22 protein-coding genes are annotated in these 23540 nt (G+C 58.7%); 16 read left to right on the top strand and 6 right to left on the bottom strand.

Going from position 1 to position 23540, the window contains the following annotated elements; translation table 11 throughout:
• Positions 1-74 precede the first annotated feature (74 nt).
• Both ACSHXH_RS14580 and ACSHXH_RS14575 read right to left on the bottom strand, forming a co-directional pair.
• Positions 75-656 carry a rhomboid family intramembrane serine protease gene (locus ACSHXH_RS14580; protein ID WP_435672564.1) on the bottom strand — a complete coding sequence of 194 codons (582 nt, stop codon included), beginning with the start codon at positions 654-656 and terminating at the stop codon, positions 75-77.
• A 220-nt stretch (positions 657-876) separates the two neighbouring features.
• A complete protein-coding gene (locus ACSHXH_RS14575; protein WP_435672542.1) occupies positions 877-1206 on the bottom strand; it encodes a DUF2322 family protein in 330 nt (109 codons plus the stop codon).
• Positions 1207-1685: 479 nt separating this feature from the next.
• Between ACSHXH_RS14575 and nanR the strand changes: the two genes are divergently transcribed.
• The 7 genes from nanR to manD all read left to right on the top strand — a co-directional run bounded on the left by nanR (position 1686) and on the right by manD (position 9799).
• Complete coding sequence (gene nanR / locus ACSHXH_RS14570; RefSeq protein ID WP_435672541.1) at positions 1686-2423, top strand: transcriptional regulator NanR; 738 nt, start codon at positions 1686-1688, stop codon at positions 2421-2423.
• Positions 2420-3682, top strand: coding sequence for a ribulose-bisphosphate carboxylase large subunit family protein (locus tag ACSHXH_RS14565; RefSeq protein WP_435672540.1), 1263 nt, complete (start codon positions 2420-2422; stop codon positions 3680-3682). The genes nanR and ACSHXH_RS14565 overlap by 4 nt, the downstream gene beginning before the upstream one ends.
• 4 nt (positions 3683-3686) lie before the next feature.
• The gene (locus ACSHXH_RS14560; RefSeq protein ID WP_435672539.1) at positions 3687-5027 is read left to right on the top strand and encodes a four-carbon acid sugar kinase family protein; all 1341 of its coding nucleotides are present in this window, start codon (positions 3687-3689) and stop codon (positions 5025-5027) included.
• A gap of 43 nt (positions 5028-5070) precedes the next feature.
• Positions 5071-5907: a phosphogluconate dehydrogenase C-terminal domain-containing protein gene (locus tag ACSHXH_RS14555; protein WP_435672538.1), complete on the top strand. Its 837-nt coding sequence runs from the start codon at positions 5071-5073 to the stop codon at positions 5905-5907.
• 286 nt (positions 5908-6193) lie between these two features.
• Positions 6194-6754: a hypothetical protein gene (locus tag ACSHXH_RS14550; RefSeq protein WP_435672537.1), complete on the top strand. Its 561-nt coding sequence runs from the start codon at positions 6194-6196 to the stop codon at positions 6752-6754.
• A 663-nt stretch (positions 6755-7417) separates the two neighbouring features.
• Entirely contained in the window at positions 7418-8557 is a 1140-nt protein-coding gene (locus ACSHXH_RS14545; protein WP_435672536.1) for a Gfo/Idh/MocA family protein, read from the top strand.
• A 15-nt stretch (positions 8558-8572) separates the two neighbouring features.
• Positions 8573-9799, top strand: coding sequence for a D-mannonate dehydratase ManD (gene manD, locus ACSHXH_RS14540; RefSeq protein ID WP_435672535.1), 1227 nt, complete (start codon positions 8573-8575; stop codon positions 9797-9799).
• 6 nt (positions 9800-9805) lie between these two features.
• On the opposite strand, the gene kduD is transcribed toward manD, so the two are convergent.
• The 4 genes from kduD to ACSHXH_RS14520 are packed head-to-tail and all read right to left on the bottom strand — an operon-like array spanning position 9806 to position 13555.
• Positions 9806-10561 (bottom strand): 2-dehydro-3-deoxy-D-gluconate 5-dehydrogenase KduD, encoded by a 756-nt coding sequence (gene kduD / locus ACSHXH_RS14535; protein WP_435672534.1) that lies wholly within the window; start codon positions 10559-10561, stop codon positions 9806-9808.
• Positions 10558-11385, bottom strand: a complete 828-nt coding sequence (gene kduI, locus ACSHXH_RS14530) for a 5-dehydro-4-deoxy-D-glucuronate isomerase (protein ID WP_435672533.1) — start codon at positions 11383-11385, stop codon at positions 10558-10560. The genes kduD and kduI overlap by 4 nt, the downstream gene beginning before the upstream one ends.
• 40 nt (positions 11386-11425) lie before the next feature.
• Positions 11426-12802, bottom strand: coding sequence for an MATE family efflux transporter (locus ACSHXH_RS14525; protein WP_435672532.1), 1377 nt, complete (start codon positions 12800-12802; stop codon positions 11426-11428).
• Between the two features lie 60 nt (positions 12803-12862).
• Positions 12863-13555: a GntR family transcriptional regulator gene (locus ACSHXH_RS14520; protein WP_435672531.1), complete on the bottom strand. Its 693-nt coding sequence runs from the start codon at positions 13553-13555 to the stop codon at positions 12863-12865.
• A gap of 150 nt (positions 13556-13705) precedes the next feature.
• Here ACSHXH_RS14520 and ACSHXH_RS14515 point away from each other — a divergent pair, with 150 nt between their 5' ends.
• The 9 genes from ACSHXH_RS14515 (at position 13706) to ACSHXH_RS14475 (ending at position 23533) form a co-directional block, all read left to right on the top strand.
• Positions 13706-14809, top strand: coding sequence for an ABC transporter ATP-binding protein (locus ACSHXH_RS14515; protein ID WP_435672530.1), 1104 nt, complete (start codon positions 13706-13708; stop codon positions 14807-14809).
• Entirely contained in the window at positions 14806-15801 is a 996-nt protein-coding gene (locus ACSHXH_RS14510; RefSeq protein WP_435672529.1) for an ABC transporter permease, read from the top strand. Before ACSHXH_RS14515 ends, ACSHXH_RS14510 begins: the two co-directional genes overlap by 4 nt.
• A gap of 14 nt (positions 15802-15815) precedes the next feature.
• Positions 15816-16697, top strand: coding sequence for a carbohydrate ABC transporter permease (locus ACSHXH_RS14505; protein ID WP_435672528.1), 882 nt, complete (start codon positions 15816-15818; stop codon positions 16695-16697).
• Between the two features lie 27 nt (positions 16698-16724).
• Positions 16725-18293 carry an extracellular solute-binding protein gene (locus ACSHXH_RS14500; protein ID WP_435672527.1) on the top strand — a complete coding sequence of 523 codons (1569 nt, stop codon included), beginning with the start codon at positions 16725-16727 and terminating at the stop codon, positions 18291-18293.
• Between the two features lie 79 nt (positions 18294-18372).
• Positions 18373-20694 carry a DUF4962 domain-containing protein gene (locus tag ACSHXH_RS14495; protein WP_435672526.1) on the top strand — a complete coding sequence of 774 codons (2322 nt, stop codon included), beginning with the start codon at positions 18373-18375 and terminating at the stop codon, positions 20692-20694.
• A 54-nt stretch (positions 20695-20748) separates the two neighbouring features.
• On the top strand, positions 20749-21492 hold the full coding sequence (locus ACSHXH_RS14490; RefSeq protein WP_435672525.1) for an SDR family NAD(P)-dependent oxidoreductase: 744 nt from the start codon (positions 20749-20751) through the stop codon (positions 21490-21492).
• Positions 21493-21512: 20 nt separating this feature from the next.
• Entirely contained in the window at positions 21513-21824 is a 312-nt protein-coding gene (locus ACSHXH_RS14485) for a cupin domain-containing protein (protein ID WP_435672524.1), read from the top strand.
• Complete coding sequence (locus tag ACSHXH_RS14480) at positions 21824-22756, top strand: sugar kinase (protein WP_435672523.1); 933 nt, start codon at positions 21824-21826, stop codon at positions 22754-22756. The genes ACSHXH_RS14485 and ACSHXH_RS14480 overlap by 1 nt, the downstream gene beginning before the upstream one ends.
• Before the next feature lie 24 nt (positions 22757-22780).
• Complete coding sequence (locus tag ACSHXH_RS14475; RefSeq protein WP_435672522.1) at positions 22781-23533, top strand: ribonuclease activity regulator RraA; 753 nt, start codon at positions 22781-22783, stop codon at positions 23531-23533.
• The last annotated feature ends 7 nt before the right edge of the window (positions 23534-23540 follow it).

Genomic DNA, 23540 nt, shown 5'->3' with positions numbered 1-23540 from the left:
GGCCGGTCTGGTGACATCTGTTTCAATAATTGGCCGGCGACCAAGGCCCAGTTTGGGCCGCAGAAAGTCTTTCGTTATGGCCGGTCAACGCCGCGCAGGCGTGGTGCATGGACCGGGCTTCTGATCAGAAGAGCTGCCGCAACGCCCGCGAGCGCGCCGAACAGGTGGGCTTCCCAAGACACGCCGGGTTGCCCCGGCAGCACTCCCCACAGGAGGGAGCCATAAAGCCCCCCGATGACGACTGTGGCGCCCAGTGTCACGGGTGAGCGATCTACTAGGCCCCGTGCAATTAGGAAGCCGAACCAACCGAAGATCAACCCCGATGCGCCGACGTGAATTGCCGGGCTACCGAGTATCCAGACGAGGCCGCCGCCGAGCGCGACTACCATCATGTTTACAGCCAACAAGGCCCGTGTTGCGGTGGCCATTAGCAGTCCCCCCATGACGAGCAGGGGCGGCGTGTTCGCGATGAGGTGGGCGAAACTGCCGTGCAGCAGGGGCATCGCGACAATCCCGTCCATTCCGGTGACGTGACGCGGGACCAGGCCGAAGGCTGGGTTCAAGCCATAGCCAAGGATCCAATTGACGATCTGAATCGCCCACAGCAGGGCGACGAAGGCGGCAAGCGCCGCTGCTCTACGCAAGAAGGCGTGCATTTGGTTCTGAATTCTCATGAAGTCGATGGTACTCTCCGGCCCGGCTGGTTCAACGGTTATCCAAGACGCTGGGAAGGACGGGCCCGCGCCCGGTCGCCCGGACGAGAGCCCGGATGACGCTGCGAGGTGCTGTTGGACGAACGGGGCAGGCACGCCTTCCGCCTGCCCTACATCACAGCCTTATACTATGTCAGTGCTTTACCAGCGGCAGCAGAGCCGCTTACTGATTTACGAGCCGGATGGTCAAAGACGCACCACCGCCTTGTATCTCAAGCAGGCGGTCGATGTTCGGATGCGCACCGGGTTGGTTTCGCGCGTCCTCGGTATGTTCCGCAAAGACTGCCAGCCCGTGTGTCGCAGCTTCGGCATTCAGAACCCCATATGTCGCGAACAGGTATTGGTAGACCGCCAGGGACCCCTGCTTGCCCAGTTGATTCTCAATGGATGCGACCACATTACCGGCGGCATCCATCATCTCCAGTCTCTCGATCCCATCGATGGATGGCAGTGTCTGAAGGTTCTCCTTGAACGAAGATACGGGCTGTTTCATCCGGCTGTCCTTTCAAATGTCATTCGGAATCGCCATACCAAACCACGGACTGCCAAGCCAAGGTCACGAAGGCGCCGCGTCAAAAATGGGACAGCACATCGGCCTGTCAATTCTGCAGCTGCAATGAATGTCAAGTTTGGGGAAACCGAGCCGCAGCGATGGCCAAACCGGTGAAGGGCAGCTCCGGGCCGTCCACGTCGGAACGCACCTGTCGGGAATCTCCGCTGTCGCTGCATCGCCGCAAGGCGGCTCTGAGCCCGAAGTGCGGAATGCTGCGCGATCCATGAATGACTGGTTTCGCGCACTAAGCGCACCGCTGAACCTCCCCGCAGTGGCCTTGTGCGACAGTTGCTTGATCGAGGGAACCAAGAAGTGCGCCACCTATTTGGTTTTTGGAGATTTGTACACGCCCGTTAGCCTGCAGCTTATCGCATCTTATTAACTTGTCATACCAGTTAGTCACTGATAACAAACATCGGATGAATGACGATCCTTCCGATCCCCCCAATCCCGATTTCCAGCCGATCAATCGGCAGAAAATCTCGGACCAAGTCTTTGCGCAACTCTGGAACCTGATCGCCTCTGGTGATCTGCAGCCCGGGGATGTCGTTCCGTCAGAGCGGGTCTTGATGGAAAAGTTCGGCGTGGGCCGTCCAGCGATCCGCGAGGCGATGCAAGCTTTGGCGCAAAAGGGCGTGATCCGCGTGGCGCAGGGTGAACGCAGTCGGGTCAGCGAACTCAGCGCTGCAAGCGTCGTGGATCAGGTCGATAACGCCGCCAAGCTGCTGCTGTCCAGCAAGCCCGCGAACCTTGAGCACCTAAAACAACTTCGCAAAATTTTGGAAGTCGGCACAGTGGGGATCGTTGCGGGGCTTTGTACCCCAGATGACGCGCGCAGCCTGAACCGTTTGATCGAGACTCAGCGCGATGCTTTAGGTAACGCGCAGGCCTTCATCGAAGCCGACATCGCCTTTCACGCGGCACTCGGGGCCCTCACCCAGAACCCGCTGATCGAAGCCACGACACGCGCGATGCTGACGTGGCTTAAGGAATACCATAGGCCGGTCTTGCATTGGTCGGGCCGCGAGGACACGACGTTGCAAGAGCACACCCAGCTTGTTGCGTGCTTAGCGGCGCGGGACTCTGCTGGCGCTGTTGCGATAATATCAAAGCATCTTGACCGGTCAGCACTGCTTTATGTGGCAAAAGCCTCATGAACAATGACGCCATAAAGACCCCACTTCGGATCGAGGCCGACTACCTGATCGAAACGGCGATTGACCCGATGCAAGCTGCTGAAATCATGGCCGGGGAGCAATCCTCGGGAACATTTCGCGCGGTCCCGGGCGAAACGCCCGAACTCAAAGCGCGCGCAGGCGCGCGGGTCGAACGGCTGGTCGCGCTTGGCCCAGTTGATGCGCCTTCTTTGCCAGGTGGCACAAAGGGAACATCGTGGACGCGGGCAGAGATGACGCTGTCCTGGCCCTTGGACAACATTGGCCCGTCGCTTCCAAATTTGATTGCCACGATTGCAGGTAATTTGTTCGAATTGAAGCCGTTCTCTGGGGTGCGTTTACTGGATGTCAGATTGCCCGCAGCCTTTGCCCAGCAATATAGCGGGCCAAAGTTTGGCATGGCGGGAACGCGCAACCTATCCGGCGTCTATGACAGGCCGCTTGTTGGGACGATCATCAAGCCAAGCGTTGGGCTATCGGCGCAAGAGACTGGCACTCTTGTTTCGCAACTCTGCGACAGCGGCATTGATTTTATCAAAGATGACGAGCTGCAAGCCGATGGTCCCGCCTGCCCGTTCGAAGATCGCGTGCGCGCTGTTATGGCGGCGGTCGATAGGGCGGCGGACAAGACCGGGCGCAAGGCGATGGTCGCGTTTAACCTCACGGGCGAGATTGATGAAATGCGCACCCGGCATGATCTGGTAAGCGATCTTGGCGGCACCTGCGTGATGGTCAGCCTGAATGCGGTCGGGATGTCTGGCGTGGTAGAGCTTGCCCGTCACACGACCTTGCCGATCCATGCCCATCGCTGCGGTTGGGGGGCGCTGACGCGCGACCCAATGCTCGGCTGGTCGTATCCGGCGTGGTCAAAGCTTTGGCGGCTGGCAGGTGCAGACCATATGCACGTCAACGGCTTGGACAACAAGTTTTCCGAAGCAAATGAAAGCGTCATTGCATCGGCGCAATCACTGTCGGACCCTCTATTTGCAGACGCACCGATGCGGGCCGTGCCGGTGTTCTCATCGGGTCAAACGGTCCGGCAAGCGGCTGGCACTTTGGCGGCAACAGGGTCACCCGATCTTATTGTGACGGCAGGCGGCGGTGTCGTGGCACATCCGGATGGGATCGAAAGCGGCGTGATGGCCATGCGGCAAGCCTGGGACGCCGCAATGCAAGGTGTGGATATCGCGGTTTATGCCAAAGACCACGCGGCCTTGGCGTCAGCGCTAAAGGCTTATTGACCCCATGCCCCCCCTTTTGACATTTTATGGCGATGACTTCACAGGATCCTCCGCTGTCATGGAAGTCCTAAGCTTTGCTGGCGTTCCAACGATGCTGTTTCTGCAACCACCCACCCCTGAGATGCTAAAGCACTACCCCAATCTTCAAGCGATCGGCGTCGCGGGTCTGGCCCGCTCAAAAGACCCCAGTTGGATGCGCGCGGAGTTGCCAAAAATCTTTGCAGCTCTGAAGCGTTTTAAGGCGCCGGTCACGCATTACAAAGTGTGCTCTACTTTTGATAGCTCCCCCGAGGTTGGCTCAATCGGAACCGCGGCAGAGATTGGGGCCGATGTCTTTGGCAGCGATTGGATGCCTCTCATTGTCGGTGCCCCGGCGATCCGCCGCTATCAAGCTTTTGGTAACTTATTTGCGGGCGCGGGCGCTGAAAATCACCGCTTGGATCGCCACCCTGTTATGTCACGCCACCCCGTGACCCCGATGCAAGAGGCCGATCTGTGTCTGCATCTGTCGGCACAAACCAAACTGGTCACAGGGGTCGTTGACCTTGCCGCGATGAAGGCCGGGCAAACGGACCACGCCTTGCAATCACAGCGCGACCGTGGCGCCCGGATTATCGCACTTGATGTCATCGACGATGAAACCTTAATCGAAGCCGGGCGGGTCCTTTGGCAAAACCGCAGGCAACCGATTTTTGCAGTTGGGTCGCAAGGCGTCGAATATGCGCTTGTCGCCCATTGGCGCCACACGGGCGCGATCGCGCCGGATTTTGAGCCGCAAGGTCTTAGCCAGGTGGATCAAATCTTTGCCGTCTCTGGATCCTGTGCGCCGACGACGGCCGATCAGATCGCCTATGCAGAGGCCAACAGTTTCAAAGTTCTGGAATTCGATGCAAGCTTGGCAATTGATCCAGACAGCTTGTCAAAAGAGGTGGCGCGTCTGTGTGATGCAAGCATCGACCTTTTAAACAAAGGGCATGACGTCCTCGTCGCTACAGCGCGCGGTGCGGACGATCCTGCGCTGCACCGTATGGCGCATGCCATCAAAAGTTCAGCGCTGTCGGCCGGTGACGTCAATGCGCGACTTGGGCAGGCGCTTGGCCGCATTGTTTCACTCGTTCGCAAAAAGACCGGTCAACAACGGATCATTGTCGCAGGTGGCGATACCTCTGGCCATGCGCTGACAGCACTTGGGGCGCAGGCATTGTCTGCGATTACGCCGCTGGCGCCGGGGGCGCCGCTGTGCCGCGTCCATTGCCAAGATGACCCAGACATTGATGGGTTAGAGGTAAGCTTGAAGGGCGGCCAGATGGGCGCGCAAGACTTCTTTGTGGCGGCCAAGGGCTGACCAAGGGCTGACCAATGGCGAAATGGAAAATAGGGAGAAGATCATGACTAAAGTTGCCTTGATGGGGGCTGGCGGCAAAATGGGGGTCCGCCTTGCGACCAACCTTATGGGGTCCGAATATGACGTCCAGCATGTCGAGGTGAGCCCCGAGGGCCAGCAGCGATTGAAAGACGAAACCGGTCTTGAATGTGTGGGACAAGGCCAAGCGCTCAGCAACGCGGATGCCGTCATTCTCGCGGTGCCGGATCGGCTGATTGGCAAGATTTTGACCAGCTTCGTGGACGAGCTTAGGCCGGGCACGGCGGTCATCATGCTGGATGCGGCAGCGCCCCATGCGGGCACCTTGCCTAAGCGGGATGACATTACATACTTCGTCGCGCATCCCTGCCACCCGCCGCTGTTCAACGACGAAACCGCACCTGATGCCAAGAAAGACTATTTCGGCGGCATCGCGGCCAAACAGCATATCATTTGCGCCCTGGGGCAAGGTCCAGAAGAACACTATAAAATGTGCGAAGACATCGCGCGGACTTTTTATGGCCCTGTCATGCGGTCTCATCGATGCACGGTGGAACAAATGGCCATTCTGGAACCAGCTTTGTCTGAATCCATTGGCGCGACCTTTGCCAAAGTTCTCAAAGATGCTACAGACGAAGCAGCAAAGCGCGGCGTGCCTTATCAAGCGGCAGAGGACTTTTTATTGGGCCACCTCACCATATTGCTGGCCGTCGCCTTCGGCGTGCAACCGGGTGGCAAACTGTCGGATGGTTGTATGCTTGCGATTGAAGAAGCCGAGCCCGTGATCTTCAAAGACGGCTGGATGGACGATATCTTTGCGCCAGAAGCGGTCAAAGCCTCAGTGGAGTCGATCTGCAAATAGTCCTTTGACGCCTCGATATGTTTATGGGCCCGACGTGACAAAAGCCGCCATTGGACGAATGGAACCCAAGGTCCGGTTTGTCCCGCGAAGTGTGAATTCGCCCACGATCTGATTTTGCGGTTGCGGCGAAAGTCAGGTCTGACGGGCCGCAGCACGGCATCCGAGCAACTTGGTGAGAGTCCGGTTAGGGCCGTCGTTCGCTTCCACACTTCGGAGCAGCGATCGACAAGCGTGTTTTCTGGCTAAGCAGGCCTTGGTGTGCTGGATTTGGGGCGAGCAAACATGCATGCTGCAAGGGAGCAGCGGCGATGCGTGGAGACGGTTTGGTCAGTTGAGTATGGAAAAATTGCAGAATTGGAAACCATTGTTGTTTCTGACACTTCTTGGTGGAGTTGCTGGGGCCATTGTCAGCATTTCAGATTTACGCAATCTGATTGCGGAATTTGTGTCGCCGGGCGACGCTAGCTTTGTTGGAGAAGTAATCTGCTCTACGCCAAGCCGAACCTGTCTACAAGCGAACTCAGATTTGGAAACCTTCTTGGATGAGAATGTGGGAAAAACAGTTGCGGTCGATTTCCAGTATGAATTCTCAGCTGCGGGTTCTCACTATGCAAACTGTATCGGGAAGTTTTCAGAGATCGACCTTGAGGACTTAGAGGGTGGTGGATATCGAGCTTTCGTTCCAGTTTCGCCGTCTGATTGTGGTGATGGCTTTTTTCTGGGCGCGCCAAGTGCAACGACCGTCACTACTGCAATGGCTTGGGTGGTTTTTCGCGTGAAGGGAGAGCATACGGTTCAGCTCTTTAGTTTCGGAGGCGCGCCTCTGTATCGGTTGCTCAAGGAATAGCTTTGTGGAGTGCGATGCCGGACGACACACCACGCATCCCGTCTGAGCCTGCTTGAGGAACAGACCGTAAATCTCTCTTCAGGCCTGCGAGGGCACACGCTCAGCCAATGTCCGCTTTGACGAGCTGAACGGCAGCGATCCTGTTACCGGTCGAACGTCAGGTTTGGGCCGGTCGCAACAAGGTGCGCCTCGCTGCCTCTGCGAACGGGAACTGCGCCATCGTGGTCAGTTCAGACTCTGATCCGAGATCTGATGACTTTGTTGAGGCATGTGAGCGTGGTGTCCGATACTCTGTATCCATCGGGTATTTTTGTCAGACTCTGAACACCAGTGGGTAAGTTTCAAGCTAAAAACCATGAATGAAAACCGGATCAACTTCTCCGCAAGACAGGCAAGACATAGCTTCTGGGGGTATTATTGGGGGTATCGATTGATTTCCTGTGATAATTACATCATATTTTCATAATTCTGCGGAATTAATGTGGGTACGTGTGGGGCACCATTTTCCAGATCAGAACCACCCGAAGACATCTGCGAGCAATCGTCTTGCGGGACGAAGTGCGCTTGATGCGCGGAACGCTTTTGTCGTGCTCCTTGCTCCAGGGTGATTGCCAAACGCCAAACGGCAATCTAGTATACTAGTCAACAAACGGGAGAGACGTGATGGGAGACGCGCTTAAGGTCTTGGTTTACGGTACGGGCTTCGCCGGCGAAGGGCATGCGGCTGCGTTTCGGGCAGCCGGGGCGCAGGTGGTGGGGCTGGTGGGCCGCACCGGGTCCGTGGTCCGGGATGTTGCCGAGCGGCTGGGCACTCCCTATTGCAGCACGGATTGGGAGGCTGCGCTAAACGCGTGCCAACCCGATATCGTGTCCATCGCCACGCCGGGTGGGGCACATTACGCACCGATCAAGCAGGCCATCGCCCATGGCTGCCATGTGTTTTGCGACAAACCGATGACAGATAGCGGTGCAACCGCGTCAGAGTTGTACGAGCTTGCCTGCACGGCCGGTGTCAAAACGGCCTACGCCGCCAGTTTTCGTTATACCCCAAGCGTTCAGCACGCCGCACGGCTGGTCAGGGACGGGGCCATTGGGGCTCCGACAGAGGTTGAATGCATGTCGCATTTCAATCTGGAGCGTGAGATTCCCTTTGGCTGGTCACATCGCAAGGAAGACGGTGGCGGGCGGCTCAACAACAACTTCACGCACACGTTGTCGATTGTCACATCCGTGCTTGGCGACAAGATCATACAGCTTGCCGGAGAGGTGCGCGACGATCTTGGCCGCGCGCCCATTGTCACTGGCGTGCACAACTTTACCAAACGCCGCGACTTCATACCCGATGACCTGAACGACCCAACGCTTGATTGGGGCGAAAGCAACGTGGAGTGGTCGTACACGTTGATGGCGCAGATCGACACTCCGCTCGCGGACCGGCCCGTATCGGTTTTGTTCAAACATGGCGGGCTGGTGCCCCGCTTCCACGAGGATCATATTGTGTTCTACGGCACCACCGGGGCGATTTACCTCGAAGGGCATTACGGCAGCGGTCAGTTGCATCACTTTGGACCCGACAAGACGTGGCGCGCTCTGCCCTTGCCGGGCGACATCGCCTCAAGCATGCCCGAGGTCACCGGTGAGACTGAACAATGCTGGCACATACTGGCGCGTGATTTTGTAGCCGACATCCAAGGCACCCCCGTTACCCCCTACCCAACCTTCCGGGAGGGTCGGCAATACCAGCAGATCATTGACCTTGTCCGCCACAGCACCCCGTGGAGCCCGGCGCCGCAACTGGACTGAACAGGAGCACATGTCATGAAAATCACCGATGCCAAGGTCTTTGTCGGCGGGCCAAAGAAGAACTATGTCACGCTCAAGATCATGACGGATCAGGGTGTCTACGGGCTTGGCGATGCGACACTGAACAACCGCGAAACCCTTCCTGCACATTATCTTGAGACCCATCTGATCCCGAACCTGATCGGCAAGGATCCCCGCAACACCGAAGACATCTGGCAGTTTTTCTATCGCGGGGCCTATTTCCGGCGCGGCCCTATTGCCATGGCGGCCTATGGTGCGATCGATATGGCGCTTTGGGACATCAAGGGCAAACTGGCCAACATGCCGCTCTACCAGCTTTTTGGTGGCAAAAGCCGCGATGGCGCGATGGTCTATGCCCATGCCACCGGGTCCGATCTAGACGACCTGATGGACTCGATCGCCCACTATGTAGAGGCGGGCTACAAGGCGGTTCGGGTGCAATGCGGCATTCCCGGCATGCCCACGGCCAGCTATGCAGTGCCGGAAACAAAGGGCGATACCCGGAATTATATCACCGACTACACCGGCATTCAGCCCAAGGTCGAGGTCTGGGACAGCGACAAATACATGCGCTTCATGCCCACGGCCCTGGCTGCAATCCGCGACAGGTTTGGCCAGGATCTGCATATCCTGCACGATGTGCATCACCGCCTTTTGCCGCGTGAGGCGGCCGAGTTTGCCAAGGCGGTTGAACCTGTGCGTTTGTACTGGCTGGAAGACCCGACCCCCGCCGACGACCAGGACGCGCTGCGTTTGATCCGCCAGCATTCCACCACGCCCATCGCCATCGGCGAAGTGTTCAATTCGATCTGGGACTGCAACCGGTTGATCGAACAAGAACTGATCGACTTCATCCGTGTCGCAGTGACCTATGCGGGCGGCATCACCCACGTGAAACGCATCATTGATCTCGCCGGGTTGCACCACATCCGCACCGGATTTCACGGCGCGCCCAGCCATTCGCCGATTTCGATGGCCGCGCATCACCACCTGAATGCCTGGGCCCCGAACTTTGGCGTTCAGGAATATCTGGTTTTGGGCACACCCGAATGTGACGCCCTGTTCCCCTCCGAGCACCGGATGGAGACTGGCATGATGTATGTGAGCGATGCGCCCGGCCTCGGTGTCGATTTCGACGAATCCGAAGCCGCGCGCTACAGCTACGCCCCCGGAAGCCACCCTGTGGTGCGGCTTCAGGACGGAACGATGTGGAACTACTAGGAGCGGCTACCGCCCCAGCCACCCGCCATCGACAGGCAGGGTCACCCCGGTGACAAACCGCGCCGCGGGCGACGCAAGAAAGGTCACGGCACCGGCGATGTCCTCGGGCTGGCCCCACCTGCCTACGGGGATACGCTCCAGAATGGCGGCGTTGCGTTCGGGATCGGCGCGCAACGCTTCTGTGTTGTTGCTGACCACATAACCAGGCGCGACCGCGTTCACGGTGATGCCTTGGCTGGACCATTCGTTTGACAGCGTCTTGGTCAGGCCCGCCACCCCACTTTTGGCGGCGGTGTAGGACGGAATACGGATGCCGCCCTGAAACGACAAAAGCGATGCAATGTTTATGATGCTGCCGCCCTGCCCCGCCGCGATGCGCGCGCGGGCAAATGCCTGGGACAAAAAGAACACCACTTTGAGGTTGATATCCATCACCGCGTCCCAATCCTCTTCCGAGAAATCAAGACTGTCGGCGCGCCGGATGATGCCAGCATTATTGACCAGAATGTCGATCGGCCCAAATTGCGCAAGGGCCGCGTCAAACGCAGCAGTGGCCTGCGCCACGGTGCCAAGATCGGCCATCAACGCATCTGCTGTGCCGCCCGAGGCGCGGATCGCGGTCAGGGTGTCGTCCATCGACGACCGACCCACAGCAATCACGTGGCTGCCCTGCTGCGCCAGATCGACCGCGATGGCCTGACCGATGCCGGTATTGGCCCCGGTCACGAAGGACCGTGTGCCCTCAAGGGAAAACCGGCTCATCGCAGATCCTCCATCGCCACCATGTCCATGTCCGTGTAATCGACATTGTCGCCTGCCATCGCCCAGATAAAGCTGTAGGCAGTTGTGCCCGCCCCCGAATGGATCGACCAAGGCGGCGACAGCACCGCCTGTTCGTTGCGCAGGATCATGTGACGGGTCTCGTCAGGTTCGCCCATCAGGTGCACAACGTGCTGATCGCTGGGCAGGTCGATATACAGATACGCCTCAGAGCGCCGTTCATGGGTGTGCGTTGGCATCGTGTTCCAGATCGACCCGGTTGCCAGTTTGGTCATACCCATGACAATCTGGCAGGTTTCCATGACCAAAGGATGCACAAACTGGTAAACCACTCGTTCATTTGCAGTCTCCCGTGCGCCCAACGGCACTTGGGCCGCATCCGCGATGGTGACACGCCGCGCCGGGATGTGCCGGTGCGCCGGGGCTGATACGATGTAGAACCGCGCGTCTGTACCCGTTACAGTCACCGGGCCCGACCCCATACCAAGATAGAGCATGTCTCCGCGCGCCAGTTCGTAGGTTTCGCCCCCCGCCTGCACAGCGCCCGTGGTGCCAATGTTGACGAACACCGCCTCGCGCCGATCCAGCCAGGACGCCGTGCCGGTTTCCGCAACCGCATCAAGCGTCAAAGGCCCCGCTGACGGCACAGCGCCGCCCACGATCATCCGGTCATATTGCGAATAGGTCAGCTTGACTGTGTCCGGCTGAAACAGGTCTTCAATCAGAAAGTCCGCCCGCAATTCCGTCGTATCCATTGTCTTGGCATGGCGCGGATCAATCGCGCGGCGCAGTTCGGTCTTTAGCATTATGTCCTCCCTTGGATCGCATGGCGGTTCTACCGTCTCATCACTCGGCGATTTTCGCGCGTTTCCAGTCGCCGCGATAAAGCCGTGTGTGGAATGCAGGAAACTTGAGCAGTTCTTCCCAAAGTGCAATCGACAAAACCCAGAATGCGGACAAATCGAAGGTAATCACGGCAAACGCCGTTGCCGGAACCCGAAACAGCCATTGTGACCACACAAAGACGTGCATGACATAGATCGTATCCCCGCTGGCACGCAGCGTGTTCCCGCAAATGGCATTCGATCCTTTCGGGAACGGCAAGACCAGCAAGAGCGGCAAAAAACCAAACAGAATGGTCTGCGTCTCAATATTCAGATCAGCATAGAGCACGCTGGCCGACAGGCACACCACGCCATAAATCGCAGCAACGCCGCCCGCCGCCACAAAAGCCCCGCGCCACGCACTGCTCAGAAAGCGGTCTAGGGCTTCTTCGCTATGGTCCTGCCCCAAAAGCTGCGCCACGATGATGCCGGACGCTTGCGCCCATTGCATCCCCACCGTGCCCGCCACCATGATCCACGGCGCAATCAAGGTCATCGCGGCGAATTCATTAAGGCTCAGCTGTGCATAGATCAGCATGCAGATATGGGTTGAGAACGTGGCACTGATAAAGGTGGCCGCAATGGGCAGCGAAAACGCCATGTGCCGCTTGAGTGTTGGTCCGAATGTTCCATTGCGCCAGCCCACGACGCGCCGAAGGTAGCCATCAAGCCGCACAAGACGCCAGATCAGAAACCCCACCTGCACGAACACCGCAAGTGCACTGCCCATCGCGGCCCCGGTCACACTAAACGCAGGCAATCCGAAATACCCGTGGATAAGAATGATGCTCGACGTGACATTGACAGGCACCGAGAGGCAAAAGCTGTAAAGCGGCAGCTTGGTTCGGCCACAGCCATTGAAATAGCTCGACAGACATTGGCCGATCGCCTCACCAAGGATCACCAGCGAAAAGACAGTCAGGTACGATGTGGCAAGTTCCGCCACCTCTGCGTTTGGCGCCATCGCGGCAATCAGCGTTCCGCCAAACAGCGAGATCAGCGCAAGACCGACAAATCCGACGGCAAGGCTGATCATCAAACCCGCTGACAGCACCGATTTGAGAAAGACGGGATCAGCCGTGCCAAAGGCCTGTGCGGTGCGGATCTGCATAGCGTTCGAAAACGCGAGGATGCCGCCCAGCACAAACCCCGCAATCGCAGCTGCCAGCCCCATCGCCGCCAGCGATGTTTCGCCCAGCGAGGACACCAGATAGGCGTCGATCACAACCGTGCCATGCAGCATGATCGCCTTGATTGTCATCGGCCACGCCAGCGCGAACACAGTGCGCGCGGTTGGCTCGGATGTGGGTTGACGGCCCTGCCCGACCGACGACGTCACGCGGACACGCGCAGGACAGTTTCAGGTCTCGACAGGCAATCCGCGACTGCGGGCTTCATCTTAACGATCCGTCATCTCGAAATAGTTTGCATTCGTCTCCGAGATGAAACGGATCGTCTCATCAAGCCGCGACAGGTGCAGCACGCCCGCAGCCACCGCGGTATCCGCGTCATGCGCCTTGACCGCTTCGGCAATCTGGCGGTGATCTTCGACCAGTTCCGGCATGCGGTCTTCCTTGGACAGGCTCAGCATACACAGGCGGTCAACTTTGGATTTTTCGGACATGATGACGTCAAAGGCGAAATCGGCCCGCGCGATTCGACACAGCCTCTTGTGGAAATCATAGTCCATTGCCCCGAACGCCCCGAAATCACGGCGGTTCAGCAGGTCCACCTGCTTGGCAATGGCAATGTCCAGTTCCGCCGCGCCAACCGCATCGCAGAATTGAGCCGCACGACGCAGCACTTCTTTTTCGACCGAGGCCCGCACAAACCGGGATTTCTCGATCTCGCGCATGGAAAAGCGTTTCACCTCGGTGGCGCGCTGCGGGCGGATCAGTAAAAGATCAAGATTGGCCAAGCGGCTGAACGCGTCCCGCACAGGTTGCCGCGACACGCCAAACCGCGCCGCGATCTCGGCTTCCGATATCTTGTCACCCGGACGCAGCTGAAGCGACAGGATCTCGTTTTGCAGAAAGTCGAACACATCATCGACGCTTGTGCGCCGTTCCCCAAGCTGGGTCACCTCGGCCATTTTGAGCCTCCAATATCAGTCTTTCCCAAACCTTACCCGAATTGAAACTGGTATACCAGTAAGATTACTAGTATACCAGATTGACCAAGCCGACGAATCAGGCTCGGACACGTGCGCCAGGGGAGAGGGCGCCCACAGGGGAGAGAAGCCATGTCAGGCGTGCGTCTTAGCGGCATCGTAAAGGCCTATGGAGGCCTTCAGGTGGTTCATGGAATCGACCTTGAAGTCGCGGAAAAGGAATTCGTTGTGCTCGTCGGTCCGTCAGGCTGCGGCAAGTCCACAACCCTGCGGATGATTGCCGGCCTTGAAGAGATCAGCGATGGCGATCTGACTATTGACGGACGCTATGTGAACCGGGTTGCGCCCAAGGACCGGGATGTTGCGATGGTGTTCCAGAACTACGCGCTCTACCCGCATCTGAACGTGGCCGAAAACATCGCCTTTGGCCTGCGCATCCGCAAGGAAAGCAAAGAGGTCATCGCGTCTTCGGTGTCTGAGGTGGGCGAAATCCTTGGCCTTACCCCCTATATGGACCGCCGCCCCGCCGATCTGTCCGGTGGTCAGCGTCAGCGCGTGGCGATGGGCCGTGCGATTGTGCGCCGCCCAAAGGTGTTTTTGTTCGACGAGCCCCTATCCAATCTCGACGCCAAGCTGCGCACCCAAATGCGCGCCGAGATCAAGCGCCTGCACAACCGCCTTGGGGTGACATCAATCTATGTGACCCACGATCAGGTCGAAGCGATGACCCTCGCTGACCGCATTGTCGTGATGCATGACGGACGGATCGAACAGATCGGCACACCAATGGACCTGTTCCTGAACCCCGTGAACACCTTTGTTGCCAGTTTTCTCGGGTCCCCCCCGATGAACATGGTCACCGCAAAGATCGTCGCAGGCGATCAGGGTCCGATGGCCGAGTTTGGCGGCAACAGCCTGCCGCTTGCGCCACTGCCCTCGCTTCGAAACGCGGTGGGCACATACGTTACGCTGGGCATTCGCCCCGAATTCGTCACCGTCGCCGACGATTCCGTCGCAGGGCGCGTGCGGATTGATGTGGATCTGATTGAGACTCTGGGGTCCGAGGCGCTGATCCACGGCACCCTGCAAGGCGACACATTTGTCATTCGCACAGAAACAGTTGGCCAGATGCACATTCTTAACGGGATTTCGGGCTTTACCATCGACCCACACCTGATCCGCATATTCGACGCGAAAACAGGTCAGGCGCTGCCCGGTCAGGTGTCGGAACAATGAGCAGCGATCCCAACGTCACAGACGGCACCCGCGCACGGCGGTCGGGCGATGCGCAAGCGGCTCAACGCGATCGCCGCCAGAGCCGTGGTCAGCGGATCATCGATCACCTGAAACGGGAATGGCAATTATACGCGATGCTCTTGCCGACGATCCTTTGGTTGGTGATCTTCCTCTACAAGCCGATGTACGGCCTGCAAATCGCCTTCAAGGATTACTCGATTTTCCGGGGCGTGGCCGGAAGCCAGTGGATCGGGTTCGAACATTTTGAAACCCTGTTCAACAACGATCAATTCCTCCGGGCCCTGCGCAACACAATCATCATGAGCGCTTATGGTCTGCTGTTTGGCTTTCCGGTGCCCATTCTTTTGGCGCTGATGTTCAACGAAGTCCTGAACCAGACCTTCAAGAAGACCGCGCAAACCATCGTCTACCTGCCGCATTTCATCTCGTCCGTGATCATTGCGGGCATCGTCATGACAGCCTTTTCGCCCTCGGCCGGGATCGTGAACACGGTGTTAGGCTGGTTTGGCGCGGACCCGATCTACTTTCTGACCAAACCCGAATGGTTCCGCCCGATCTTTATCGGCACAGGCATCTGGCAAGAGGCAGGCTTCCAATCCATCGTCTATCTGGCCGCCATCGCGGGGGTCTCTCCGACGCTCTACGAAAGCGCCGTGGTCGATGGGGCATCGCGTTGGCAGATGATGTGGAAAATCACCGTTCCATCGATCCTGCCGACGATCATCATCATGTTGATCATCCGCATCGGCAACATTCTCGAAATTTCATTCGAGATGATCATCCTGCTTTATCAGCCCGCCACCTACGAGACCGCTGATGTCGTGAACACCTTTATCTACCGGCAGGGCTTGCAGGGCGGACAGTATGACTTCGCCGCGGCCGCCGGTCTGTTCAACGCCGTGATCGCCTTTGCGCTGGTGATGACCGCCAACACCATCTCACGGCGCTATTCGCACACGTCGCTTTGGTAAGAGGGAAAGAGACAATGGCGAATATGAACCTCTACTCCCGTGGCGATAAGCTTTTCGTGATCGTGAACATGGTGTTGATCGCGCTCTTCGCAATCTCCACTCTGTACCCGTTCATCTATATCACATCCCTGTCGCTCAGCAGCGGGTTCGAGGCGCGCGCGGGCAATGTGGTCCTCACGCCGGTGGAATTTACACTGGAGGCCTATAAGCGTGTTCTGATCGAACCGCAGTTCTGGATCAGCTACAAGAACACCTTCATCTACACGATCGGCGGCACCCTGATGAGCCTCGCGTTCATCATCCCCGGTGCCTATGCCCTGTCGCGTCCACAGCTTTACGGTCGGCGGTTCTGGAACCTGATGGTGGCTTTCACCATGTGGTTCAACGCGGGCCTGATCCCGTTCTTCCTGAACATGCGCGATCTGGGCCTGTTGGACAGCTATTTCGGCATCATCATCGGCTTTGCCGTCAACGGCTTCAACATCATCCTGCTGCGCAACTTCTTCGAAGCCATTCCACAATCCTTTGAAGAGGCGGCGCGGATGGATGGGGCCAATGAATTTCAGGTGCTCTGGAAGGTGTACCTGCCGCTTTCCAAACCTGCCATCGCCACCGTCGCGCTGTTTTGCATCGTGTCGCGTTGGAACGGGTTCTTTTGGGCGATGGTGCTCTTGCAGGACGAAGACAAGATCCCCCTGCAAGTCTACCTGCGCCACATCATCACCGAACTGACCGATGACGAAACCTTTGGGGCCGAACTGATCAATGCGCCCTATTCGGTCGAAACGGTCAGCGCCGCGATCATTGTCTGCTCGATCATTCCGATCCTGCTCATCTACCCCTTTCTCCAGAAGTATTTCAGCAAGGGCATCCTGCTGGGCGGAGTGAAGGAATAACGACGCTCGCATCCAAGGGAGGAAATCATGCGAAAACTGTCACTGACCCTCGCCATGTTGGCCACAACGGCTATCACGGCACCAGCCTTTGCCGAAGACCACTTGCGCATCGTGGACGAACCGCTTGAGCTTACAATCCACATGCATTGGCCCCGCGCACAGGGCTACGGTGTTGGCGGCGACGCCAACGAAATCTACCCCGTGGAAGAAGCCGCGCGCGCCATGACGGGTGTGCATCTGGTTGACCAGACCTTTGGCAAGAACACCAAGGATTCCGGCGAAGCGATGAACCTGCTGATCGCCTCGGGCGACATGCCTGACATCGTCGGGGGCCACCTTATCCAACAGCCGGTCAATGAATTCGGTCCACAAGGCGCCTTTGCCCCGCTGAACGACCTGGTCAAGGAACACGCCCCCAACATTCAGGCCTTCTGGGACAGCCATCCCGGCCTGCAACAGGCGATTTCGGCCTATGATGGGAACTATTACTATATCCCCTACCTGCCCGACGGCAAATATGGCCGGGCCTATTTCATCCGTCAGGATTGGCTTGACGCGCTGGGGCTGGAACAGCCGCAAAACGTAGACGCGCTTTACGAGGTGCTGGTGGCGTTCCGCGATCAGGATCCCAACGGTAATGGCATGAAGGACGAAGTGCCATTCTTTGCGCGCAACTGGGAAGAAACCATCCGCCTCGTCACCTTGTGGGATGCGCGCTCTTCGGGGTCGGACACGTTCCACGATTTCTATGTCAACGAAGACAAGGGCATGGTCGTTCACCCATATGCCGAGGACGCGTATCGTGATGCATTGACCAATGTCGCAAAATGGTACGCCGAAGGCCTGATCGACCCCGAGGTGTTTACCCGTGGATCGTCGGCACGCGAATACCTGCTGTCAGAAAACCTGGGCGGCATGACCCATGACTGGTTCGCGTCCACGTCCGGGTACAACGCCGCGCTGGCGGACAAGGTTGAGGGCTTCAACTTTATCCCGTTCCTGCCCCCGGCGTCACCCAGCGGTCGCCGCATGGAAGAGCACCGCCGCATTCCGATCAAGCCGGATGGCTGGGCGATCAGCCACACCAACGAAAACCCAGTCGAAACGATCAAGTATTTCGACTTCTGGTTCACCGAAGAAGGGCGGCTTTTGTCGAACTTTGGCATCGAAGGCGTGCACTACGACATCATCGACGGAGAGCCGATCTACAAAGACGCGGTTCTGTCGAACGATCAACCCGTGAATGCACAGATGTGGGCCGTCGGCGCACAAATCCAGCGCGGCTACTGGCAGGATTACCGGTATGAATGGCAGTGGACCGCCGAAGCGGCCCGCAAAGGGATCGAGCTGTATGACCAGCACGACCTGCTTGTGGATCAGTTCCTGGGCGTTGCCTTTACGAAGGACGAACAAGAAATCTATGATCGCTATTGGCCGTCCATCCGCACTTACATGCTGGAACGCCAGCAGGCATGGGTTCTGGGCTCTGGCAACATCCAGGACGACTGGGCTGACTATGTCGAGACGCTCAATGACATGGGCTACGATCAGGTGATCGAAGTTCTGAACTCCGCATACGCGCGCCAATACGGCTGATCCTCTCCAGCCAACCACAGGTGGCCGGTCCCCTCCGGCCGCCTGTTATTCCCAACGACTTGCCCATCAAGGATCGCACATGTCCGCCACAGCTCTGTCCACGCTCGATGAACCCAAGGCAGGCCGCCTGACGATCCAATACGCCCCGGTTGCAACCGACGCTCTGGTCGAAAACCCGCCCCGATTCACATGGCTGCCGGTGATCGAGGACGAAGCGCATTACGTTTTGCGGGTGTCAACCGATCCCACCTATCCGGCCAAGGCAACGCAGGTGTTTGGCCCGATCCCGCTAAATTTCTTTACCCCGGATGTGACCTTTCCCGAAGGCACACACCACTGGTCTTACGCGGTGTGTGATCCCAAGTCCGGTACGCCCACAACCACCTGGAGCACATCGCGCAGCTTTGAGATCACCGCAGGCCTGCCCGAAACGCCCCTGCCCGCCCGCGACACACGGTTTGCCGGTACATCCTGTGCACACCCGCGCTTGTGGATGACACCGGACCGGCTCGCCCCTTTTTGCGCCGAGGTCAAAGCAGACCCCACGAAATACGCCTGGTCCACGTTTTTTGAGAACTCCGTCCTGCCCTGGATGGAGCGGGATGTGATGTCAGAACCTGCGGGCTATCCCGATCACAAGCGCGTCGCGCCGGTGTGGCGCCAAACCTATATCGACCTGCAAGAACACTGGTACGCGATCCGCCACCTTGCCATCGGCGGCAAGGTCACCGGCACTTCCGAGATGACCGCCCGCGCCAAGGAATGGCTGCTTGAAGCTGCGTCATGGGATCCAATGGGCGTCACGTCGCGCGCCTACACAGATGAATGGGCCTACCGGGTCTGCAACGGTTTGGCATGGGGTTATGACTGGCTTTATGATGTTCTGAGCGAAGAAGAACGCGTAACCGTGCGCACGGCGCTTCTGGTCCGCACCCGCGACATCGCAGAACACGCAATCCTGAACGCCAAGATCCATCTCTTTCCCTATGACAGCCACGCGGTGCGGTCCGTGTCGCTGACCCTTGTGCCTGCCTGTATCGCCCTGCTTGGCGACGACGACGCGGACGAGGCGCGCGACTGGCTCAACTACTGCATCGAGTTCCTTTTCACCGTCTATTCCCCATGGGGCGACAGCGATGGCGGCTGGGCCGAAGGGACAAATTACTGGATGATGGGCATGGCCTATCTGATCGATGCGGCGAACCGGCTGAAATCTTTCACCGGTGTCGACCTCTACAAACGGCCCTTCTTGCAAAACACCGGGGATTTCCCGCTCTATTGCAAAGCGCCCAACACGCGGCGCGCCACTTTTGGCGATGACAGCACGCAAGGCGACTTTCCCGGCATCAAAACCGGCCTCAACATGCGCCAATTCGCCGGCGTGACCGGCAATGGCGCATACCAGTGGTATTGCGAAGAAAACCTGCGCCTGAACCCCGGCACCGAAATGGCGTTCTACAATTGGGGCTGGTGGGACACCCATTTCGACGAAATGGTCTTTCAGACCGACTTTCCAGTGGTCGCGGCCACGCCGCCCGAAGATGGCATGCGCCACTTTCGGGGCATCGGCTGGGTTGGCCTGCAACACGCGATGGCCGATCCAGAAAACCATATTCAATTCGTGTTCAAATCCTCACCCTTCGGATCGATCAGCCACAGCCATGGCGATCAGAACGCCTTTTGCCTTTCGGCCTACGGCGAAGACATGGCCATCCAGTCCGGCTATTACGTGGCGTTCAATTCTTCGATGCACCGCAATTGGCGGCGGCAGACCCGGTCCAAAAACGCCATTCTGATCAATGGCAAAGGACAATACGCAGAAAAGGACAAGGCCCGCGCGATGGCCGCCACCGGCCGCATCGTGGCAGCCGAGGAACGCGAAGACCACATTTTCATCCATGGCGACGCCACCGCCGCCTATCAAAGCCTGTCCCCCGAGGTGACATTGGCCGAGCGGGAAATCTACTTTGTCCGCAACAGCTATTTCGTCATCATCGACAAGGTTGATGCGCAAACGCCGGTCACGCTGGAATGGCTGCTGCATGCAAACACCCCGTTCGATCTGGGCAAGACCTCATTCCGCAACACCGGCACCCGCGCCGGGTTCTACGGTCAGGTTGTCTGGTCCGAAGCCGGCAAGCCCGAAATGGTGCAGGAAACCGGCTTTCCCGATGTGGACCCTGCCGATTACGAAGGTCTGCCGGTCAGCACTTTCATGACAGCACGCTATCCCGCGGCCACACGGCACCGGATTGCGACGCTGCTGGTGCCCTACAGGCTGGACGCCCCCAAGCGCATTTTCAACTTCATGGATGATCAAGGCTACGACGCCGATCTCTATTTCACCGACGCCGACGAAAACACCTTCAAAGTGGTGATGAAGAAACTGGCGAACACCTAACCCGACAGGCCCCGCGCAGCGCGTGGGACATCCAATAAACGAGAAGGACAGTTCATGAAACTTGCAGGCCAAAGCGCCATCATCTCTGGCGGCGGACGTGACATCGGCTTGGCCGTGGCGAAAAAACTCGCCTCCGAAGGGGCCAATGTCGCCATCAACTATTTCTCAAGCAGTGCAGGCGCGGATGCCGCCGTGGCCGAGATTACCGCCAATGGCGGCAAGGCCTTTGCGATGCAGGGCGATTTGACCAAACCGGCGGATGTCGATGCGCTTGTGGCCAAAACCGTCGCCGAATTCGGTGGTATAGATATCCTTGTGAACAATGCAGGCGGCCTGATTTCGCGCAAGACAATTGCCGACATGCCGCTTGACCATTGGAACGCGGTGATAGACCTGAACCTGACCAGCACCTTTCTGATGGTCAAAGCCTGTCTGCCCCATATGGACAGCGGCGCGATTGTGAACCTGGCAAGCCAGGCAGGACGCGATGGTGGAGGACCGGGCGCTGTGGCCTATGCCACGTCCAAAGGCGCTGTCATGACCATGACGCGCGGCCTGGCCAAAGAGCTGGGCCCAAAGATCCGCGTCAACGCGCTTTGCCCCGGAATGATCGACACCGATTTCCACAACATCCACACCCCCGACGCAGGCCGCCGCGGCTATGAGGCGAACGCGCCTTTGAAACGTCAGGGTCATGTCGATGACACGGCAAATCTTGTGCTCTTCCTTGCGTGTGACGACAGTGGCTTTATCACTGGGGCAAATATCGACATCAACGGCGGCATGCTGTTCAGTTGAGCCAAGAAAGAGGAGGCCATATGTCAGAGTATCCGGTTGTTTCGACGGGCGAAAACGTCACACGGCAAGTGCTGTCCGATCATCCCGATATGATGGTCGTGGCCTTCCGCTTTGGGGCGGCGGGCGCGGTTGGTGCATTGCATGACCACCCGCATGTGCAATCCACCTATGTCGAAAGTGGCCGCTTTCGGTTCTCTCTTGGCGCCACAGAGCGCGAGGTTGGACCCGGCGACAGCTTTGTCATTTCCTCGGGCGTGACCCATGGCTGTGTGTGCCTTGAGCCGGGCACCTTGGTCGATTGTTTCACACCGCGCCGCGACGATTTCCTGTGATGCGGCGCGGGACACACGACGTGCACGTTCTGGCCATTGGCGAATGTATGGCAGAGCTTGCCCCGGCAGACGCGCCCTCCGAGTACCAGCTTGGATTTGCGGGGGACACGTTCAATACGGCGTGGTATCTCGCTCGTCTGAGCCCGGATCTGAACGTGTCTTACTTCACCGCCGCGGGCACGGATGCCATTTCCGACCAGATGCGCGCCGCCATCACGGCGGGGGGCATTGACGTCAGCCATGTGCAAACGGTGCCCAACCGGACGGTGGGTCTTTACCTCATTTCGCTCGACAACGGCGAACGCAGCTTTTCCTACTGGCGCGGGCAGTCGGCGGCGCGCCAGCTTGCCGATGATCCCAAGGCGTTGGCGATTGCCATGGCCGAGGCCCGGTTGATCTATTTCTCGGGCATCACCCTTGGCATTCTTGATGCCGCTGCCCGCGACACGCTGTTTGACGCGCTCAGAACCGCGCGTGCGGCGGGCAAGACCATTGCCTTTGATCCCAACCTGCGCCCCCGCCTGTGGGACAACACCGACGCCATGCTGGACGCCACAATGCAAGGGGCCGCCGTCAGCGACGTTGTTCTGCCCTCGTTCGAGGACGAAGCCGATTGGTTCGGCGATGCCGACCCACAAACAACCGCAAAGCGCTATGCCGCCGCCGGGGCAACGACGATCGTGGTCAAGAACGGCGCGGACCCGGTTTATTTCCAGCATGACGGCACCCAAGGGACTGTGCCCGCATGCCCGGTCACCAAGGTCGTCGACACCACCGCCGCCGGAGACAGCTTTAATGCCGTTGTCCTTGCGGGGCTGCTTGACGACACACCGCTGGATGACAGCACCACCCATGCCTGCCGTCTGGCCAGTCAGGTCGTGCAGGGCAAAGGCGCGCTTGTCTCGATCAATCTCGACCTGCTTGATCCCTGATCCGCAGTCACAAAGGACCCCCACATGCCCAATCCAATGCCAGCGGACACGATTGCCCTGCATCCCGAAACATTGCCCCGGTTGCAACAGGCCAGCACCGCAACCGTGGCGACGCTTTTGTTCAAGCGCGGGTATCACAACGCCTATGTGCAGGGCACGATGCCCTTGGGCGCAGGCAAACGCACGCTGGTGGGCCCAGCCTACACGCTGCGCTATATCCCAACCCGGCCTGATACTGACCCGCTGGATGCCTTCCGCGAACCCGATCACCCCCAGCGCGTCGCGGTCGAGGAATGTCCCAAAGGCGCGGTTCTGGTGATGGATTGCCGTCAGGACGCCAGCGCGGCCTCGGCAGGGTCGATCCTGCTGACACGGCTTCAGGTGCGCGGTGCGGCTGGCGTGGTGACCGATGGCGGCATCCGCGACGCAGCCGGTGCAGCTGCGCTGGACATGCCAGTCTTTGCGGCCAAACCCTCAGCCCCCACAAACCTCACGAAACATCACGCGGTGGATATCGGCCTGCCCATCGCCTGCGGCGGTGTGGCGGTCTATCCCGGCGACATCATTCTGGGCGATGATGACGGCGTGATGGTGATCCCCCGCCACCTTGCCGATGAGATCGCCACTGAAACCATCGGGATGGAGGAATTTGAAGCATTTGTGCTGGACGAGGTCAAACGCGGCGTCCCGATCATCGGGCTCTACCCTCCGACCGATCCCGACAGCCTGACGCGGTTCGCGGCATGGCGCGAAAAAACCGCCGCAGAGCGGCCGTGATCCACCG

The organism is Marivita sp., assembly GCF_051251565.1.
GTDB lineage: Bacteria > Pseudomonadota > Alphaproteobacteria > Rhodobacterales > Rhodobacteraceae > Marivita.
Note: the sequence above shows the minus strand (reverse complement) of the source record. Positions and strands in the feature narration are given on the sequence as shown.